Here is a 17,845-nt window from a genome sequence, read left to right as displayed (position 1 = left end):
TCGGGCTGCCGCGACCGCGCTGCCTCCCCCGGGGCGTCCGGCGGTGGGCCTCGTACGTGAACGATGCAGCGGTACGCTGGCGGGTCGCTGTTCATGTGGGGGGAAGGAACCAGGAGTTGACTTCTGTCACTGCGGCCCCGGGGGGATCCGCGGCACCCGGTGCGGGTGCGGGTACGGATCTGTGGGTGCGGCTGCTGGAGGACGTGGCCAGAAGTGGCCGGCGGCTGCGGCGCGAGGAGCTCGAGGCGCTTCGTGAGTACGGCGACCGGTCGGCGGAGGAAGGCCGGGGGCTGGCCGAGCTGATCGACGAGCGGCTGGCCGAGAGCGGCCGGGTCTGGGCGGGGCAGACGGTGGACGCGGCGTCGATGGCGGCGCTGCGGGCAGCGGTGGCCGCGCTCGCGGCGGGGCACGGCCGGGCGTATCGGGAGCGGCTGCGGCGGGAGGAGGCCGGGCGGCGGGAGTTCCTGGCCGACCTGCTGAGCAGCCGCAGCGACCTGGGTCGGCTGGCCGAGCACGCCGAGCGCTTCGGACTCAATCTGGCCTGCGCACATGTCGTCGCCGTCGCGGAGGGCGACGGCTACGACCTGGACGACCCGCTGGTGCGCGGGGTGGAGCGGCAGCTGTTCGGCCGCTTCGGCGAGCAGGAGGTCCTGCTCGCGGTGAAGCACGGGCGACTGGTGTGCATCGTGCCCTCCGGCCCGGGCGAGGATGCGGCGGTGAAGGCGTTCGCGGAGCTGACGGAGGGCCGCCGGGTCGTGGTGGGCCGGCCGCACAGCGGGCCCGGCGGGGTCGTCCACTCGTACGAGGAGGCCCGTTCCGCACTGGAGCAGGCGAACCAGCTGCGGCTGCCGGGGCTGCTGCTGCACGCGGCCGACCTGCTGGTCCTGCCGGTGCTGCTGCGGGACCGGGACGCGCTGGAGGACCTGGTGCACGGGGTGCTCGGTCCGCTGAGCAAGGCACGCGGGGGGCCGCAGCCGCTGCTGGAGACCCTGGCCGCCTATGCGGAATCGCGCTATGTGTCGGCGGAGGCGGCACGCCGGCTGGGGCTGAGCGTACGGGCGCTGGCATACCGGCTGGAGCGCATCGTCCGGCTGACCGGTCTTGATCCGGACGATGCGCTCCAGCGCTACACCCTGGAGACGGCGGCGTTCGGTGCGAGGCTGCTGGGCTGGCCGGACCGGCCGTTGGACAGGGAGCCAGGTGACGGGTAGCCCGCGCACAGGGCGCGCCAGCGGGCCGTCTGGGCCGCCGTGGCCCGGCCGCGCAGCAGGGCGAGCTTGAGCAGGCCGGCCTCGGCCGCGCTGCCGAGGGTCTGCGCCTCGGCGAGGTAGTGGTCGTCCAGCAGGGCTTCGATCTCGGCATCGCTCTGGACGGGGTCGACCCGGGCGGCGAGTGCGGCCATCGTCCGGTACGAGCCCTGGAGCAGGAACGCCGGTTCGGTGCGGTCGGCCTCCTCCTGGGCGGCGGAGGAGATGTAGGCGCGGTTGACGGCCAGCACGGTGCGCTGGACACGGCGCAGCCCGGCCAGGGTGGCCAGGACCCGGTCCAGGTCCTGGACCGGGCGGGTGAGCTGGTCGGCCTGGGCGGCGGGGTCGCCGTCGGCCAGGGCGACCAGCAGCCGCAGCTCGGGCGGATCGGTTCCGGCGAGCGGGGCCAGGACCGGGTTGGCCGCCAGGGTGTTTTCCAGGAACGAGAGCGCAAAGACGTCCTGACGACCGGACAGCACCTCGCCGAGGTTCCAGACGTCCGCGCGGTTGGCGAGCATGTCGGGGATCTCGAAGCGCTGCCCGTTCGCGGTGTACGGGTTTCCGGCGAGGCAGACGGCGAAGCGCCGCCCGCGCAGGTCGAAGCTGCGGGCCTGGCCGTCGCTGACCGCCTCGATGCGGCGCTGGGCGTCGCACAGCGGGATGAACTTCTCCAGCAGCTCCGCGGAGACATGCTGGATGTCGTCCAGGTGCAGCAGGATGTTGCTGCCCGCCTCCAGGGCGAAGACGATCTTCTCCACCTCCCGGCGGGCGGCGGCGTCCGGGGCGCGGTCGGGGTCCAGGGAGGTGGTGCGGGCGCCCAGGGCGGGGCCGTCGACGCGGACCATCAGCAGGCCGAGGCGGTCGGCCAGATACTCGAGCAGGGTGGTCTTGCCGTAGCCGGGCGGGGAGAGGAGCAGCAGCAGGCCGCTGCGGTCGGTGGTGGAGCCCTGCGCGCCGAGCTGCTTGGCGAGGTTGTCGCCGACGAGAGGCAGATAGACCTCGTCGATGAGCTGGTTGCGGACGAAGCCGGCAAGAGGGCGAGGGCGGTGGTCGTCCAGGCGCAGCCGGGCGCGCTCGGCGGCCAGGGCAGCCGCGCGCCGCTGCTGGAAGGAGCGGAAGGCCGGGACTCGCTGCTGCCGGAAATCCCCTGCCCGGTGGGGCAGCTCGTCGATACGGACGGTCAGGCCGCCGTCGTGGATGCGGGGGTGGCTGCCGAGCAGGCCCTGAACGGTCTCGCTGAGGGGCGCGGTGATCCCGTACCGCGGCAGCCCGGGGGCGCACAGTTGGGCGACCGCCTCGGGGACGCCCTCCTGGGCGGAGAGCGTGGCGGCATAGGAGTCCAGCCAGGCGGTGGCCAGCTGGTGGCGGGCGGGGAGGTCGGCACCGAGGGCGGTGAGGTCCTCGGCCAGCGCGGGGGCGGCGGAGGTACGCCGGAAGGCGTCGAGCAGGGCGCGTGAGGCCGAGCCGGCGGCGAACCCCTCACGCGGGTCGGCGAGTTCCTCGATCAGGTAGTCGCCCGCCGGCCGGGTGCGGGGCAGACCGGCGGTCCGGGTGAACTCCGCCACCGCGGCCGACAGTTCGGCGGAGAGCTCGGACAGTGCCGGAGAGGGACCGAAGGAGCTGCGGGCCAGGACCAGCGAGCGGGCGCGCAGCTGCCAGGAGGCGCGCCGGGCCTCGGTGCCCCCGTGCGCCCAGAACAGCTGCGCGGCGGCGCGTACCTCCGCGGGGTGCTCCAGCAGCCCGGCGCCGGCGCGGAGCCGGAGCAGCGCGTCGAGGATGAGCACCGCGTCATGGTCGTGCACGCCCCGCTCGTACCCCTCGTCGTAGGCGCCCTCGGCCGCGCGCCGCACCTGGTCGAGCAGCGGTTCGGCGGTGGCGGCCGGAAGCAGCCCGGCGGCCAGGTACTCCGCGCGGTAGAGCGCGGGCGACTCGCTCACCAGCGGCTGCGTCCAGAACTCCCGTCCGGCGAGCAGCTCCGGCAGGTGGGCGGCGCGGCGGTAGCCGGTCCCGCTGATCGCGAAGGCCAGCCCGTCGCCGTCCGGCTGGAGGGTCAGCTCGACCGGCTCGCGGCGGACGGCGAAGCGGTGGCGGCCGAGGCGGACGGTTGCGCCGCCGTCCTCGGAGAGGTCCGCCCGGTCGCGCAGTTCACGCAGCGCGGTCCGGACCGCGCCGAGGAGGCCGTCCTCCAGCTCCCGGGCGCGGACCTGGTCGTCCAGTGCGCTCAGCTCGACGGCGGCGGCCCGTACCCGCAGCGCCATCGGGTCGGCGGCCTGTGCGCCATGGATGTCCGCCGCGGAACCCAGCGCGGTGAGCCTGCGGCGCAGCGCCTCCAGGGCGCGCAGCGCGGAGGCCGCGATGCGGTCGGCCCGTGCGGCGGCCTCGTCCAGCAGGCTCTGCCGGCGGGCCGCGAAGGTCTGCTGGATCTCCTCGCGGCGCACGGCCAGGTCCGCTGCGAGGTCCTCGGCCTCGGCGAAGCGGGCCTCCAGACCGTCCAGCCGCAGCAGCAGCCGGGCCAGTTGGTCGTCGCAGCCGGCCGGACTGTCGGCAGCGGCCAGGGCGGCGGTGGTCGCCTGGGCGAGCAGCGCCGACTCGGCGGCGTGGGCGGCCTGGTGTTCGGCGTCCAGCAGGGCGCGGCGGCGGTTCACCAGGACCGCCTGGGCCCGGTTGACCGCGGCGAGCACCTCGCCGATGGCAAGCAGGACGGCGGTGCCCCCGCCCGGATCGGCGGTATCCGCGCCGGTCACCAGGTCGGTGACCGTGGCCAGGGCGTCGGCCTGCTCGGCGAGCCGGTCGGCGAGCTGCGCGGCCTCGGCGGCACTGGCGGTCCGGGCTGCGGCGTCGGCTGCCGACCGGGCCGCGGCGAGGGCTGCGGTGAAGGCGTCGGGGCCGGCGAAGTAGGCGAAGGCGCGCTCGGTCGCCGCCGCCAGCTCGGCGGCGAGGTCCGCCTCCACGGAGTCCAGAGCGGCCAGGTCGAGCCGGGGCAGTTCGCGCAGGGTGCGGGTGCGGCCCTGGGCCCGGCGCAACTCGGTGAGCAGGGCGGTCCAGGCGTCGGCGTCGGCGGGGGGTTCGCCGTGCGAGCGGCGGATCAGTGCGGCGGCCTCCTCCCGTGCCCGGTCCAGGGCCTCGCCGGCGCGTGCCGCGAGGAGGTTGATCCGGGCCTGCTCGGCGGCGAGCTGCTCGGCCGCGGTGCGCAGCTCGGTGAGCGGTTGGAGCAGGCCGGTGTCGGCAAGCCAGTAGTGGCGGTCCGCCGCCTTGGCGCAGCCGTCCAGGATGAGCTGCGGCGAGGCGGCCGCCTGCTCCCCGTGTGCGGCCGCGGTCGCGGTACGGACCACATCGAGGCAGTCGGCGATGCCGCGTACCAGGTCGGCGTTGCCGATGCGCTCCAGCGGGCCGTCGCCCACCGGCTGGGCGGCCGCGTACTCGGCGGAGAGGAACGGCGTGCGCCAGAGCTGGAGTTCATGGGTGCGGACGGGCTCGCCGTCCGGCCTGAGGAGGACGAGCGTGCCGTCGGGCAGCAGGGCGTGCGCTGCGCCGTGCAGCGCGGCGGCGGCCTCGCGGCGGACGGTGTTCCATGGCAGCAGCAGGACCTGGGCGCGGCCGGGACGGCGCAGGACGTAGAGCAGGTCCTCGCCGTTGGGTGAGGGAATCACTGCCTGGAAGCGCAGCTCGTCCGCGGACGGTCCGCCGCCCGCGCCGCCCGCGCCGCCCGCGCCGCCCGTGTCGTCGATGCGGAAGGCCCGGTGGCTGCCGTCCGCCAGCTCGTAGCCACCGGGGAAGATCAGGCCCTGGCCGGCCGGGAGGAGCCTGGCTCCGCGGCCGAGCGAGTCCTGTCGGCGGACCGACCCGGTACGGGTGTTGACGACCAGGCAGCGGTCGGCCGGCTCGTTGTAGGGGCGGATCCGGAGCAGCAGCAGCGGCCCGGCCGAGGCATAGGCGACGGCGGCGTCGGCCAGGCTCTGCAGCGGCTCGTCGACCGCTTCCTCGAACAGCGGCCGGTCACCCGGGAGGGCGTGGACGGTGAGGCTGCCGCCGGTGGTGGCGACCGACACCGCACCCTCACCGCCCTCGATCCTGATCCGGCCCTGCTCATGGTGCTCGCGGCCGGCCGTCGTCCACGGCAGCTCGAAGACCGGGGGCCGGGGCAGGTCGCGCTCACCGTGGTTGTTCAGATACTCGGCCCCGGCGTCCGTCAGCTGCCAGCTCAGGACCCGCAGGTCACCGTCGTTCTCGCCGGTGCGGAACACGGCGAGCAGCCGTCCCGAGGCGGTGCGCACCAGATCGACCAGCTGGGCGTCGCGGAAGTAGCGCAGCAGCTCGGACAGGTCGCGGTGGAACCGCTGGTCGTCCAGCAGGCCGGGGACCGCGCGGGGATCGAGCGGCGAGCCGTCCGGACCGTGCAGCGACAGCAGCCCCTCGGCCAGGCTCTGCGCCGAGGTCCCGAGCAGCAGCACGCCGGGCCGGACGGCGACGACCCCGCAGGCGGTGGCCTCCGCGGCGGTACGCGGCCGGGCCGAGCCCGCGAGCTCCAGTGCACGCGAGCCGAAGGCCTCCTGCCGGAGGGTGTTCAGCTCCGCCGCCTGCCGGCCCAGCTCGGCGGCCCGGTCGGCGAGCCGTGCCCGCAGGATCTGGTAGGTGCCGTCCTCGACGCCCATGGCTGCTTCCTGTTCCTCCGTTGCCTTGCCGCGGTGCTTACTTGGTGCTGCCGTTGAGGAGCGCCGCCGGATCGGCGGGAGCGCCGTCGCCTCCGTTGCCGCCCAGCAGCTTCATCAGCATGGCGAGGTTCCAGGGCCCGCCGGCCGCCAGCGAGCGGAGCACCTCGGTCGCGTCGCCGCTGAAGCTCTTCTCCCCGCTGAGCCACTCCGCGCCCAGTGCCTGAACCGTCTCCGAGCTCTGCACGGCGCCGTCGATGCCCTTGCCGAAGGACACCGCGCCGACCAGCCGCTCCAGGAAGACGCTGTCGCCGCCGACGATGTCGATGTCCGCGCTCTCCAGCCCGGCCGCCAGCACCGCCGCCTGGGCCTCGGCGACCTTCCGCTGGACCTCCAGTGCGGCCAGCCGTACCTCCTTGTCCGCGGCCAGGCGCAGCCGGAACTCCTCGTGCGCCCGGGACACCTCGTCCAGCGCGGCCATCGCCGCCGCCTTCTCCCTGAGGCCGGCGGCCTCGCCCAGCAGCCGCTCCCTGATGCCGGCGGCCTCGGCGTTCGCCTTGCTCTCGGCGACCGCGGCCTCGGCCAGGCCGACCTTCTCGATGGCGTCCGCCTTCTGCTTCAGGCCCTCCGCCTCGCCCTCCAGCCGGGCCCTGACCCCGGCCGCCTCGGCCAGCGCCTGGCGCTCCGACACCTCGGCCTGCGCCAGCCCGGCCGCGCCGGCCCTGGCCCGCTCGCCCTCCGCCCGGCGTACGGCGGCGGCGGCGTCGAGCTCCGCGCTCTTCTGCCCGGCCTCGGCCAGCACCAGCTGCTCCTTGGCCCGCAGATGGGCTGCCTGCTCGGCGGCCTCGGCCGCCTTGATGTCCTTGACCAGCTGCTCCTGCGCCTCGGCCTCGGCGGCGATGATCACGGACTGCCGGGTGCGCTCGGCCTCCTGGACGACCCGGACCCGCTTGATCTCCTCCTCCTGCTCCGCGACCGTGCGCTCCACCGCGACCCGTTCGCGGACCACCTCGGCGACGCCGCGACGCTCCACCTCGACCTGCTTCTCCTTCTCCGCGCGGGACAGTTCGACCTCCCGTTCCCGGTTGACCACCTCCAGCAGCCGGTCCTTCTCGATGCGCTCGGTCTCCACCGCGATGACCCGCTCGCGGTTCTTCTCGGCGACGGCGATCTCCCGCTGCTGGTTCTCCCGCTGGACGCCGAGCAGTTCCTCGGTCCGCAGCAGGGCGCCGTGCGCCTTGAGCCGCTCCTCCTCCTGCACCTGTGCGGTGGCCGCCTCCTCCTGGGCGCGCAGGGTCTCGATCCCCTTGCGCTGGCGGATCTCCGCCTCGGCGCGGCGCCGCTCCAGCTCCAGCACCGCTTCACGGGCGTCCACGTCCTGGCGGGTGATCTCCATCTGCTCGTTGCGCTGGAAGTCGTTGGTGCGGATGTGCTCCAGCGCGGTCAGTTCGGTGATCTTGCGGATGCCCTGGGCGTCCAGGACGTTGGCCGGGTCGAGCTGCGCCATGGGGGTCTGCTCGAGGTGGTCGATCGCGGCGTCCTCGAGGTGGTAGCCGTTGAGGTCGGTGCCGATGGCCGCGATGATGCGGTCCCTGAACTCCTCGCGCTTGGTGTACAGGTCGGTGAAGTCGAGCTGCTTGCCGACGGTCCGCAGCGCCTCGGCGAACTTCGCGCTGAAGAGGGTCTGCAACGTCTCCTGGTGGCTGGCCCGTTGGGTGCCGATGGCCTGGGCGACCTTGATGACGTCCTCGACGGTCTTGTTGACCCTGACGAAGAAGGTGATCTGGAGGTCGGCGCGGATGTTGTCCTTGCAGATCATGCCCTCCCGGCCGGTACGGGAGATCTCGATGGTCTTCACCGAGATGTCCATGACCTCCGCCCGGTGCAGCATCGGGACGACCAGGGCGCCGGTGAAGGTGACGTCGACGCTCTTGGGCCTGGAGATGATCAGGGCCTCGCCCTGGACCACCTTGCGGAACAGCCGGCCGAAGAGCAGAAGCGCACCCAGGCCGATGAGCAGGAGCACGGCGATGAGCACGCCGATTCCGATGGTGACGACAGACATGGCTGTTCCCTTGGACGACCTTGCTGCGAATGAAAGGAGTGGACGGACGAACGGCGCGGCGTCAGCCGACGGACGGTGGAGCGGGCATGACCCGGAAGAACTCGCCGTCGGCGTCGTAGTCGTAGATGAGCGCGGACGCACCGGTCCGCAGTGCGCTGCCCGGCCCCGCCGCTTCGTCGAGGCTCTGCCGGACCTGCACCAGTGCCGAGGAGCCGTCGACCGCGTGGACTTCGGCCTGCCCGAAGTCGGGGCCGACGCGTCCGGTGCGGATGACGCAGCCGAGACCGATGAAGTCCCGGCGTGAGGGCGGCGGGGCCGGGGCCGGCATCAGCCGCCGCAGCGGCCACACCAGCACCCGGGCCCCCGCCCACCCGCCGACCAGGGCCGCCGGCAGCTGGGCCCCCTCGCCCCTGCCGCCGAGGACGGCCTGGCAGGTCAGTGCGGTGAACCAGGCGAAGGCGACCAGGAGCGAGACCGCCACCGTGATCGGCACTCCGCCCAGGCCCAGCACCCGTTGCAACCCCCCGTGGGCGTGGCGCTCCGCCCGGCCGTGGTGCTCCCCGTGGCTGTGGTGTCCGGTGGGGCCGTGGTGCCCCGCAGGGCTGTGGTGTCCGGTGGGGCTGTGGTGTCCCCCGCGCCCCCCGTGGAAGTGCACGCCCCCGACGAGCACCACCACCCAGTACGCCACCACGACAGCCAGCGCGAAGGTGAAGAGCACGGTGGGGTACTCCGTCACCGCCCCCAGAAACCCGCCCACTGCTGTCGCCTGCCTCTGCAGAGTCCTCGGCGGTCGCGTTCGTTCGCCGCCCGCGTCAGAGTGGCAGCGGGAGAAGCCTTCGCGCAGTGCATGATCCCGGCAGTATTGACGGTCCCTTGACGTCTGGGATCGCCTCACACCGCCAGGGCGGAACCGGCCCCCGGGGGGCGCTGGATTGCCCGGACTTCCGTGCTTCGTCAGTGGTTGCCCGTAGGCTGATCCGCATGGCGAAGAGTGGCGGGTCCGTGGCTGCTGGTGTTGCTGGTGGTCCGGGGTTCAAGAAGGCGAAGGTGCCGGGGACGCACACCGGGCTGGTGCGCCAGGCACGGAAGATCAACCGGGAGCTCGCGGAGGTCTATCCGTACGCCCATCCCGAGCTCGACTTCGAGAACCCCTTCGAGCTGCTGGTGGCCACCGTGCTGTCGGCGCAGACCACCGACCTGCGGGTGAATCTCACGACCCCCGCGCTGTTCGCCAAGTACCCGACGCCCGAGGACATGGCCGCGGCCAACCCCGAGGAGCTGGAGGAGCTGATCCGGCCGACCGGGTTCTTCCGGGCCAAGGCCAAGTCGCTGCTGGGGCTCTCCGCTGCGCTGCGCGACCGTTTCGCCGGGGAGGTGCCGGGGCGGCTGGAGGACCTGGTCACCCTGCCCGGGGTGGGCCGCAAGACGGCGAATGTCGTGCTGGGCAACGCCTTCGGCGTGCCCGGCATCACGGTGGACACCCACTTCGGCCGGCTGGCGCACCGCTTCGGCTGGACCCGCGAGAGCGACCCGGAGCGGATCGAGGCGGCCGTGGCCGAGCTCTTCCCCAAGAGCGAGTGGACCATGCTGTCGCACCGGGTGGTCTTCCACGGCCGACGGATCTGCCATGCCCGCAAGCCGGCGTGCGGGGCGTGTCCGATCGCTGAGCTGTGCCCGGCGTACGGTGAGGGCGAGACCGATCCGGAGAAGGCGAAGAAGCTCCTCAAGTACGAGATGGGCGGCCAGCCCGGCCAGCGGCTGAAGCCGCCGGCCGACTATCCCGGCGAGGCCGCGGCGCGGAAGGTACTGGAGGAGGACTCCTGAGCATGGGGACGGCGGTCGAGCGGGACGGACTGCCCGGCTGGCTGGTGCCGGTGCGGGATGCGGCCGAGCGGGTGCAGCCGGGGCAGTTGAGCCGTTTTCTGCCACCGGCCGAGGGCGGGCGCCGGTCCGCGGTGCTGATGCTCTTCGGCGAGGGCGAGCACGGCCCCGACCTGCTGCTGATCGAGCGCGCCCGGTCGCTGCGCTCGCACGCGGGGCAGCCGTCCTTCCCCGGTGGCGCGCTGGATCCGGACGACGGCGACCCGCTGGGGCCGGGCCCGGTCAATGCGGCGCTGCGTGAGGCCGAGGAGGAGACCGGGCTCGACCCGTCCGGCATCCAGGTGTTCGGGGTGCTGCCGGATCTCTACATCCCGGTCAGTGACTTCGTGGTGACGCCGGTGCTGGGGTGGTGGCGGGAGTCCTCGCCGGTCGGTCCGGTCGACCCGGCCGAGGTGGCCTCGGTCTTCCGGGTCCCGGTGGCCGACCTGACCGACCCGGCGAACCGTGCCAGGCTGCGGCACCCCAGCGGTTACACCGGCCCGGCGTTCCTGGTGGCGGAGCATGTGGTCTGGGGTTTCACCGCGGGGGTGATCGACCGGGTGCTGCACTACAGCGGGATGGAGCTGCCCTGGGACGGCTCCCGGGTGGTCCGTCTGGACGAGGAGGCCTTCGGCCTGGCCGCCGCGGACCGGGAGCGCGTGCAGGGCCGTACGGCGGGCGGGGCCTGAGCCGCCGCCCGCCGGGGTACTGCTATTCCATGATCGGGACGGGGGCCTGCTCGGCCTGGTCCGCGTTCGGCCCGCTGTGGCCGCGCAGCGGCACCTCGCGGATGAAGAGCGCCAGCACAAAGGCCACCGCCACAAACGGGATGCCGACCAGGAAGAGGTCGTCCAGGGCCTTCACAAAGCCGTTGAGCACGATGTCCTGGAGCTGCACCGGCAGCTGCTCGATGGCGGCGCGGCCGCCCGAGGTCAGCTTCTCGTTGCCGCCGGACAGGCTGCCGCCGCCCTTGAACCCGGCGGCGGCCACGCCCTCGCTGATGTGGTGGTTGAGCCGGCTGGTGAGCACGGTGCCGAAGATCGCCGTACCGAAGGCGCCACCGATGGAGCGGAAGAACATCGACCCGGCGGTGCCGGAGCCCATGTCCTTGATCTCCACGGAGTTCTGCACGGCCAGCACCAGCACCTGCATCACACAGCCCAGGCCGACGCCCATCAGCACCATGAAGCCGCCCAGCAGCCACATCGAGGTGTCCAGGTGCAGACGGGAGAGCAGGGCGAGGCCGATCACGGTCACCGCGGTGCCCAGCAGCGGCCAGAACTTGTACTTGCCCGTCTTGCTGATCACGCGGCCGGAGATGATCGAGGCACCGAGGATGCCGATCATCATCGGGATCATGCGCAGACCGGAGCCGGTCGGCGAGTCGCCCCGCACCACCTGCAGATAGATCGGCAGGTAGATGATGGCGCCGAACATTGCCAGGCCGACCACGAAGCCGATCGCGCTGGTGAGGGAGAAGGTGTGGTTGCGGAAGAGGTGCGGCGGCATGATCGGCTCGGCCGCGCGCCGCTCCACCAGGGCGAAGGCCACCAGCGCCAGCACGCCGAGGGCGCCCAGCAGCAGGGTGGTGGCGGAGGTCCAGCCCTTGGCGGTGCCGCTCCAGGAGGTCACCAGCAGCAGTGCGGTGACGCCGCCGACCAGCAGTGCGGCGCCGGTCCAGTCGATGCGGTGCTTCTGCTTCTTCTGGTCGATCTTGAGCACGGTGGCCGCCACGAAGAGCGCCACCACACCGACCGGCAGGTTGATGTAGAAGATCCACCGCCAGCTGAGATGGTCGGTGAAGAAGCCGCCGAGCAGCGGGCCGGCCACGCTGGAGACCGCGAAGACGGCGCCGAACATGCCCTGGTAGCGCCCCCGCTCGCGGGGCGGGATGACATCGCCGATGATGGCGAGCGACAGCGACATCAGGCCGCCGCCGCCCAGGCCCTGGACCGCGCGGAAGCCGATCAGCTGGCCCATGTTCTGAGACATGCCCGCGAGTGCGGAGCCGACCAGGAAGATGAGGATGGCGAAGAGGTAGACGGGACGCCGGCCGATCTGGTCGGAGATCTTCCCGTACAGGGGGACGGAGGCGGTGGATGTCAGCAGATAGGCCGTCACCGTCCAGGACATGTGGTCCAGGCCGTGGAACTGGCTGACGATCTTGGGCATGGCGGTGCCGACGATGCTCTGGTCGAGTGCGGCCAGGAACATGCCGAGCATGAGGCCGACCATGACCACGAGGATCTGCCGGTGGGTCATGGGACCCTGGGTTTTCGAGTCTTCTCGCACCATTTCAATACTACCATAATTAGTTGCTTGGAGCAACTTATACTCACGCTCTCCTCATGAACCGCACGATGGGATGGGACGTATGCCCCAGGCATGATGAGGGCCACCGCGGGGGAGTCAGTGCATGGGCCCTACGCCCACCGCGCGAGGGAAGCCGTGGGAGGGTGTCCGGGTGAACGTCCTGGATGTATTGCTGATCGTCGCCGCCATCGGCTTTGCCTGGTCCGGCTACCGCCAGGGCTTTGTGGTGGGCATCCTCTCGGTGGCGGGGTTCCTCGGCGGCGGGCTGGTCGCGGTCCAGCTGCTGCCGCTGGTGCTGCGCCATGTCAGCCCCGGGACGGCCTCCTCGGTGGTCGCGGTGGTCGTGGTGATCGTGCTCGCCTCCATCGGGCAGGCGGTGACCACCCACTACGGCTGGCAGCTGCGCGGCCGGATCGGCAGGGGCCGTGGCCAGCTGGTGGACGCGGCCGGCGGATCGATGGTCAACGTCCTGGCGATGCTGCTGGTGGCCTGGCTGATCGGCTCCTCCCTGGCGGGTACCTCGATGCCCACCATCTCCAAGGAGGTCCGCACCTCCCGGGTGCTGGGCGGGGTCCAGCAGGCGCTGCCCGGGAGCGCGCCCAACTGGTTCTCCGACTTCAGCTCGGTGCTGGCCCGCAACGGCTTCCCCCAGGTGTTCAACCCCTTCGAGAACGAGCCGATCACCGACGTGCAGCCACCCGACCCGGCCCTGGCCGGCAGTGTCGCGGTGGCCGAGGCGCGGCAGTCCATCGTCAAGGTGGTGGGCACCGCCCCCAGCTGCAGCAAGACCCTGGAGGGGACCGGCTTCGTCTTCGCCCCGGGCCGGGTGATGACCAACGCCCATGTGGTCGGCGGAGTGAGCGAGCCCACCGTGCAGCTCGGCGGCGCCGGCCGCCTCTACGACGCCACCGTGGTGCTCTACGACTGGCAGCGCGACATCGCCGTACTGGACGTGCCCAGGCTGACCGCCCCCGCGCTGAGCTTCGCCGGACAGGCCGGCACCAATGACAGCGCCATCGTGGCCGGCTTCCCCGAGAACGGCTCCTTCAATGTCCAGCCCGCCCGCCTGCGCAGCCGCATCCAGGCCAACGGACCGGACATCTACCACCGCGGCCAAGTGGTCCGCGATGTCTACTCGGTGCGCTCGCTGGTGCGCCAGGGCAACTCCGGCGGCCCGCTGCTCACCCCCCAGGGCCGGGTGTACGGGGTGGTCTTCGCCAAGTCGCTGGACAGCGCCGAGACCGGCTACGCCCTGACCGCGGCCGAGGTGCTGCCCGACGCCCGCCAGGGCGCCGCCGCCACAGCCAGGGTGGACACCCAGGGCTGCGCCCTGTGAGCGGCGCCGTCGACTGGTAGCGTCGGCGGCGCTCACCCGTCCGGCCCAACCGCCGGCCGGCGGCGTCCGACAGGTGGTCAGGGGAGGGCCGGGCGGCATGATGGGTCACTCGCACGCGGTCAGCGGTGCCATGCTCTATGCGGCCTCGGCGCCGTTTCTGCCACCGCTGCTGCTCCACACGCATCTGCAGCCCAGCGACATACTGATGGGCACGGTGCTCTGCGCGGGCGCGGCACTGCTGCCCGACCTGGACCACCATGACGGCACCATCGCCAACTTCCTGGGCCCGCTGTCCAAGCTGCTCTGCCGGCTGGTCGCCTTTGTCTCCGGCGGGCACCGGCACGCCACCCACTCGTTCCTCTTTGTGGCCCTGATGTCCGCCGGGACCTGGGCCGGCATCACCTACGCCGGCCACTGGTTCACCATGGGGGCGACCTTCTTCCTGCTGGCGCTGGCCATTCGGGCGCTGCACCTCTGCCCGCCCGGTGACGGCCTGTCCCAGTGGATCACCGTGGTCGGCCTGGCGGCCATGGGCACCGTCGGGATCGAGCGCTGGATGCCCAGCGCCCCGGGCTGGCTGCCGTACGCGGTGGGGCTCGGCTGCATGGCGCACATCCTGGGCGACTGCCTGACCAAGAAGGGCGCTCCGCTGCTCTGGCCGCACAAGGAGCGCTACGAGACGGTGCTGATCCAGCGGAGCGGCAACAAGGTGGAGACCAAGGTGCTGGTGCCGCTGATGAGCGTGGCCACGCTGGCGCTGCTCTGGTTCACGGCACTGGCCCCCACCGTCGGCAGCTAGGGCTGCCCGACGATCCCCTCCGTACCGGCGTGAACGGCCGGACAGGCCCTGGCCGGCCCCGCCGGGGGACGTCCTCCGGCCGGGCGGCGGGGCCGGTGCGCGGCTCAGGCGCCCGTGGCCAGGTTGGCGCCGCCGTCGCAGGGCAGCACGGTGCCGGTGACATTGCCGTTGCCTGCCAGGTAGAGGATGGAGTGGGCGACGTCCTCGGGCCGGCCGACCCGGCCGACGGGGAGCTGGGCGGCGGCCTTCTCGAAGAAGGCGGCCCGGTCCGCGTCGGGCATACCCGCCCACCAGGCGGTGTCCACCACACCCGGTGACACGGCGTTCACCCGCACCGGGGCCAACTCGACCGCCAGCGGCGGCACCATGGCGTCCAGTGCTCCGTTGACCGCGGCGAGTCCGGCGGTGCCCGGCATGGCGCTGCGCGAGGACAGCGCGGTGACCAGGGTGACCGAGGCGTTGCGGGTGAGCTTGGGGACCGCCGCCTGGACCACCCGGAACTGGGCGAAGAACTTGCCGTCGAAGACCGCCCGCAGCGACTCCTCCGCCAGCGCGGCGAAGGGGGCGAGAGCGCCGTGGCCGGACCCCGGGCCGACGGTGACCACCAGGTGGTCGATCCGCTCCACCGCCTCGAAGAAGGCCGCCACGGCCGCCGGGTCGGTGGCATCCACCTCGGCGGTGGCCACGGGGCTGCCGATCCGATCGGCTGCGGCCTCCAGCCGCTCCTTGCTGCGGCCGGTGATGGTGACGGCTGCGCCGGCGGCGGCGAAGGCGGCCGCGGTCGCCTCCCCGATGCCGTGACTGGCGCCCATCACGATGACCTGCTGTCCCTGGAACATGCTTGACTCCATCGATTGTCGAGACCTGACGTCTCGACAAATACTTGCCGAGACTCTTGGTCTCGTCAAGCTGTTAAAGTCGGTGGATGACAGGGGGCGAGCGTGAGAGGGCACGGGACGACAGCGAGATGCCACGGGACGACGCCGGGACGGCGCAGGACAGAAGTGACGGCGGGACGGCGCAGGACGACGGCGATGCGGTGCAGGGCGCCCGCCCCCACACGGGGCGCCGGCGCAACGAGGCCGTGCGCCGGGCGATTCTGGACGCCGCGCTCCAGCTGATGAGGGACGGCGACCGCCGCGAGCTGACCATCGACGGGATCGCCAGGAGGGCAGGCGTCGGCAAGCAGACCATCTACCGCTGGTGGCCGTCCAAGGGGGCGGTCCTCGCCGAGGCGCTCGCAGACCTCGCCGAGGGGGCCGTCGGGCTCCCGGACACCGGCACGCTCCGCGGCGATCTGGGCGCCTTCCTGGCCGCGACCTTCCACGCCCTGGAGGAGCCCGGGGCGGCCCGGATGCTGCGCGAGGCCATGGCGGCAGGGCTGGAGCACACCGCGCCTGCCGCGGTGCTCGCCGACTTCACCGAACGGCGCAGGGTGGCCCTGCGGTCACTGCTGGACCGTGCAGCGGGGCGCGGCGAAGTGGGCCCGGAGACCGATCCGGACCTGCTCGCAGACCTCGCCTACGGGTTTCTCTGGTACCGGCTGCTGGTCGGCCACGCGCCGCTGGACGCGCATGCCGCGGCGCGGCTGACGGACCACCTGCTGGCCGCCTGCCGCCCTGCGGACGGGTGACCTCAGCCGCGGCTTCCTGGGCGCAGCCGTGCGGTCATCCAGCGGGCGCGCCGCCCGAGGATGGTCGGAATGCCCAGGCCGCCGGCCGCTCCGGGGTGCAGCGACGCCGCGCCCCGGTCGGTGGTGGCCGGGTCGAGAGGGGCCGTCGGCGCGCTGCTCCTGCGCCGGGTCCGGGACGCGTGGGAACGCTCGTGCATCCAGGTCATGGAAGACCCATGCCCGTGGGGCCGGTGGGGTAATCGCTCGAGGGCGACTCCAATTGGCCTATGCATGAGTCCTATTAACTTATGGTCAGATTGTGAAGGCGGAGGGGTTGCCGTTCATCTGTCCAAGGAGTCGTCCCGCAGCCACTCGACCAGCTCCGTGGTGAACCCCGCCGGATCCTCCTCGTGCGGGAAGTGCCCGATGTCGTCCATCAGCCGCCACTGGTACGGGGCCTGGACGTACTCGCCGGCCCCGGTCGCGGTCGAGGTCAGCAGCACCGGGTCCTGCGCACCGTGCACATGGAGGGTCGGCACCCGCACGGGCCGCTTCATCCGGCGGGAGAACTGGAAGCCGTCCGGCCGCGCCATCGACCGCATCAGCCAGCGGTACGGCTCCACCGAGCAGTGGGCCGTACCCGGGATCTGCATCGCCCGCCGGTAGTCGGCCACGGACTTCTCGTCGAGCGACCGGGCCGAGGTCCAGCTGTGCAGATAGCGGGCGACCTGCTCGGCGTCGTCCGCGACCAGCTGCCGCTCCGGCACCCACGGCCGCTGGAAGCCCAGCACATGTTCGTACGCCGCGATCTGCCGCCGGTCGGTCAGCAGCGCCCGGCGCAGCCGCCGCGGATGGGCGGCGGAGACCACCACCAGCCGGCGTACCAGCGAGGGCCGCATCACCGCGGCCACCCAGGCCAGGAAGCCGCCTGTGTCATGACCCACCAGCGCGGCGTCCCGCTCCCCGAGCGAGCGGATCACCCCGGTGATGTCCAGCGCCAGATTGGCCGGATCGTAGCCGCGCGGAGTGCGGTCGCTGCCGCCGACCCCGCGTACATCCATCGCGACCGCGCGGTATCCGGCGTCGGCCAGGGCGGTCAGCTGGTGCCGCCAGGTCGACCAGAACTGCGGCCAGCCGTGGACCAGCAGCACCAGGGGGCCCTCGCCGATCTCGGCGATATGGAAGCGGGCTCCATTGGCCGCCACGTCACGGTGCGTCCAGGGCCCGTCCAGGCGGACGTCCCAGGAGCCCGAGGCGGGGGAACGGTCGGGGGTTTCATCCAACGGCATACCGAGAGCGTGTCACACCGCAGGCCCCTGCCGGGCCGGGGTACCCGTCCGGGTGGCGTCAGTGCCTGGGTACGACATGCCTGTCGTGCGGGCCCGCCGGACGCGGCTTGGCCTTCTTCAGCACATCAGCGGTCGCCCTGGCGCCCTCGATGGTGCGCTGCGGCTTCTCGACCTTCTTGAAGGAGCGCAGCGCCAGCAGGCCCAGCACCGCCGCCAGCAGGAGATAGGCGCCGCCCACGATCAGGAACGACCAGCCCAGCGTGAGGCCCAGCGCATGGATGCCGTAGGCGGCGGCGAAGCTCAGCATCGGGATCGCGGCCAGCGCCACCACCCCGGCGATCATCAGCGACGCACCGCCCGCCACCCCGCGCTTGACGTCCTGCCGGATCTCCGCCTTGGCGAGCGCGATCTCGTCGTGCACCAGCGAGGAGAGGTCGGCGGTCGCGGCCGAGAACAGCTGACCCAGCGATCGCTCGCCGTCGCGGAGTGCGGTGCTCCCGCTCATGGACAGGCCGTCGGCTCCTGCGGACATCGCGTTCCTCCTTGTGGACAGGGCAAGTGCGATACGCCCTCAGATCATGCCCTCACCTGACATACGGCCACCACTCGGCCCCTGTCGACCCGGCGCGCCCCTCACCCGGGCGGCGCCCGGCGGTCAGTACACGCCGGCCGCCC

The 17,845-nt window shown here is 72.7% G+C and carries 14 protein-coding genes; 6 read left to right on the top strand and 8 right to left on the bottom strand.

All coding sequences use genetic code 11. The features are described from left to right. The first annotated feature begins 116 nt into the window (after positions 1 to 116). The gene (locus AB0761_RS18295) at positions 117 to 1,211 is read left to right on the top strand and encodes a PucR family transcriptional regulator (RefSeq protein ID WP_377270130.1); all 1,095 of its coding nucleotides are present in this window, start codon (positions 117 to 119) and stop codon (positions 1,209 to 1,211) included. On the opposite strand, the gene AB0761_RS18290 is transcribed toward AB0761_RS18295, so the two are convergent. The 3 genes from AB0761_RS18290 to AB0761_RS18280 form a co-directional block, all read right to left on the bottom strand. Beyond that, positions 1,127 to 5,899, bottom strand: a complete 4,773-nt coding sequence (locus tag AB0761_RS18290; protein WP_377270129.1) for a DNA repair ATPase — start codon at positions 5,897 to 5,899, stop codon at positions 1,127 to 1,129. The two genes, AB0761_RS18295 and AB0761_RS18290, sit on opposite strands and share 85 nt — an antisense overlap. 37 nt (positions 5,900 to 5,936) lie before the next feature. Continuing rightward, positions 5,937 to 7,961: an SPFH domain-containing protein gene (locus AB0761_RS18285; RefSeq protein ID WP_377270128.1), complete on the bottom strand. Its 2,025-nt coding sequence runs from the start codon at positions 7,959 to 7,961 to the stop codon at positions 5,937 to 5,939. A gap of 61 nt (positions 7,962 to 8,022) precedes the next feature. Beyond that, complete coding sequence (locus tag AB0761_RS18280) at positions 8,023 to 8,697, bottom strand: hypothetical protein (protein WP_377270127.1); 675 nt, start codon at positions 8,695 to 8,697, stop codon at positions 8,023 to 8,025. A 245-nt stretch (positions 8,698 to 8,942) separates the two neighbouring features. On the opposite strand from AB0761_RS18280, the gene nth reads away from it, so the two are divergent. Both nth and AB0761_RS18270 read left to right on the top strand, forming a co-directional pair. After that, entirely contained in the window at positions 8,943 to 9,785 is an 843-nt protein-coding gene (gene nth / locus AB0761_RS18275; protein ID WP_377270126.1) for an endonuclease III, read from the top strand. 2 nt (positions 9,786 to 9,787) lie between these two features. Further along, a complete protein-coding gene (locus AB0761_RS18270; RefSeq protein ID WP_377270125.1) occupies positions 9,788 to 10,510 on the top strand; it encodes an NUDIX hydrolase in 723 nt (240 codons plus the stop codon). 22 nt (positions 10,511 to 10,532) lie between these two features. Here AB0761_RS18270 and AB0761_RS18265 read toward each other — a convergent pair whose 3' ends face one another. Next, positions 10,533 to 12,083 carry an MDR family MFS transporter gene (locus AB0761_RS18265; protein ID WP_377270124.1) on the bottom strand — a complete coding sequence of 517 codons (1,551 nt, stop codon included), beginning with the start codon at positions 12,081 to 12,083 and terminating at the stop codon, positions 10,533 to 10,535. A gap of 202 nt (positions 12,084 to 12,285) precedes the next feature. On the opposite strand from AB0761_RS18265, the gene AB0761_RS18260 reads away from it, so the two are divergent. Both AB0761_RS18260 and AB0761_RS18255 read left to right on the top strand, forming a co-directional pair. Next, positions 12,286 to 13,470: a MarP family serine protease gene (locus AB0761_RS18260; protein WP_377270123.1), complete on the top strand. Its 1,185-nt coding sequence runs from the start codon at positions 12,286 to 12,288 to the stop codon at positions 13,468 to 13,470. A gap of 97 nt (positions 13,471 to 13,567) precedes the next feature. Continuing rightward, entirely contained in the window at positions 13,568 to 14,269 is a 702-nt protein-coding gene (locus AB0761_RS18255; protein ID WP_377270122.1) for a metal-dependent hydrolase, read from the top strand. Between the two features lie 104 nt (positions 14,270 to 14,373). On the opposite strand, the gene AB0761_RS18250 is transcribed toward AB0761_RS18255, so the two are convergent. Beyond that, positions 14,374 to 15,108, bottom strand: coding sequence for an SDR family oxidoreductase (locus AB0761_RS18250; protein ID WP_377270121.1), 735 nt, complete (start codon positions 15,106 to 15,108; stop codon positions 14,374 to 14,376). A gap of 86 nt (positions 15,109 to 15,194) precedes the next feature. On the opposite strand from AB0761_RS18250, the gene AB0761_RS18245 reads away from it, so the two are divergent. After that, the gene (locus tag AB0761_RS18245; RefSeq protein WP_377270120.1) at positions 15,195 to 15,902 is read left to right on the top strand and encodes a TetR/AcrR family transcriptional regulator; all 708 of its coding nucleotides are present in this window, start codon (positions 15,195 to 15,197) and stop codon (positions 15,900 to 15,902) included. A 2-nt stretch (positions 15,903 to 15,904) separates the two neighbouring features. On the opposite strand, the gene AB0761_RS18240 is transcribed toward AB0761_RS18245, so the two are convergent. The 3 genes from AB0761_RS18240 to AB0761_RS18230 form a co-directional block, all read right to left on the bottom strand. Further along, positions 15,905 to 16,099: a hypothetical protein gene (locus AB0761_RS18240; protein ID WP_377270119.1), complete on the bottom strand. Its 195-nt coding sequence runs from the start codon at positions 16,097 to 16,099 to the stop codon at positions 15,905 to 15,907. A 123-nt stretch (positions 16,100 to 16,222) separates the two neighbouring features. Further along, a complete protein-coding gene (locus tag AB0761_RS18235) occupies positions 16,223 to 17,170 on the bottom strand; it encodes an alpha/beta fold hydrolase (protein ID WP_377270118.1) in 948 nt (315 codons plus the stop codon). 58 nt (positions 17,171 to 17,228) lie between these two features. Beyond that, positions 17,229 to 17,702 (bottom strand): phage holin family protein, encoded by a 474-nt coding sequence (locus AB0761_RS18230; RefSeq protein WP_377270117.1) that lies wholly within the window; start codon positions 17,700 to 17,702, stop codon positions 17,229 to 17,231. Between the last annotated feature and the right edge of the window lie 143 nt (positions 17,703 to 17,845).

The organism is Peterkaempfera podocarpi, from assembly GCF_042466665.1.
GTDB lineage: Bacteria > Actinomycetota > Actinomycetes > Streptomycetales > Streptomycetaceae > Peterkaempfera > Peterkaempfera podocarpi.
Note: the sequence above shows the minus strand (reverse complement) of the source record. Positions and strands in the feature narration are given on the sequence as shown.